At 36.2% G+C, this 1275-nt stretch carries 2 protein-coding genes; both read left to right on the top strand.

Going from position 1 to position 1275, the window contains the following annotated elements:
• On the top strand, nt 1–365 hold a 365-nt coding region (locus tag ACLNCN_RS04870; protein WP_424844747.1), incomplete at its 5' end, for a UDP-galactopyranose mutase.
• 200 nt (nt 366–565) lie between these two features.
• Nucleotides 566–1275: ABC transporter substrate-binding protein (locus tag ACLNCN_RS04865; protein ID WP_424844746.1), on the top strand; the 710-nt coding region annotated here is incomplete at its 3' end.

The following is a 1275-nucleotide window of genomic DNA, read 5'->3' as shown; positions in this document are numbered from 1 at the left end:
AGTATCGTAGTCTTCGTTTTGAAAATGAGACCTTGGATATGGAGAATTACCAAGGAAATGCAGTTGTGAACTATACGGATTCAGAAACTCCATATACTCGCATTATTGAACACAAACATTTTGAGTTTGGGAATCAAGCAAAGACTATCATTACTAAAGAACATTCTAAAACATGGGAAAAAGGTGATGAGCCTTATTATCCAGTAAATAATGATCGTAATAATCATTTGTATAAATCATATAAAAAATTGGCTGATGAGCAAGGGAATGTTATCTTTGGTGGTCGTTTAGGACACTATCGTTATTACGATATGCACCAAGTAATTGGAGCAGCTTTACAGTGTGCAAGAAATGAGTTAGATTAAACACCTAGAACTGTTATCAGTTGCTATTTAGAAATGTGATTGATAATTCCTTGACTACCTAATGTAGTTGAGGTATTTTTGATATTATTCATATTTTTGCAAACCTATTGTTTAAAAAATAATTTTCAAAAATTCAGAAAATTGTATTGACAGGACTCAAAAAAGGGGCTATAATGAATAAAAAAACAAAGGAGAAGACTATGAAAACAAGGAAAGTATTGGCTTTTGCGGGAGTAACTTTATTAGCAGCAGGTGTCTTAGCGGCTTGCTCGGGTGGTTCTGCTACTAAAGGTGAGCAGACCTTTGCATTTACATACGAGACACATCCAGATAATCTCAACTATTTGACAACTGGTAAGGCAGCAACTGCCGACATTACTAGTAATGTGATTGATGGATTGCTTGAAAATGATAAATACGGGAACCTTATTCCCTCAATGGCAGAGGACTGGTCAGTTTCTAAGGATGGCTTGACTTATACTTATAAGATTCGTCAGGATGCCAAGTGGTATACATCTGAGGGAGAAGAGTATGCTCCTGTTAAGGCTCAAGACTTTGTGACAGGTCTTAAATATGCAACAGATAAGAAAGCAGAAGCCCTTTACTTGGTACAAGATTCAATCAAAGGTCTGGATGCTTATGCTAAAGGGGAAATTAAAGATTTTTCTCAAGTCGGGATTAAAGCCCTTGATGATCAAACAGTCCAATACACGTTGAACAAACCTGAAAGTTTTTGGAACTCAAAAACAACCATGGGTGTGCTTGCGCCAGTTAATGAAGAGTTTTTGAACTCAAAAGGGGATGATTTTGCCAAAGCTACGGATCCAAGTAGTATCTTGTACAATGGTCCTTATTTGTTGAAATCTATTGTGACCAAATCTTCTGTTGAATTTGCGAAAAATCCGAACTA

This window comes from Streptococcus sp. CL8.13 (assembly GCF_049737895.1).
Note: the sequence above shows the minus strand (reverse complement) of the source record. Positions and strands in the feature narration are given on the sequence as shown.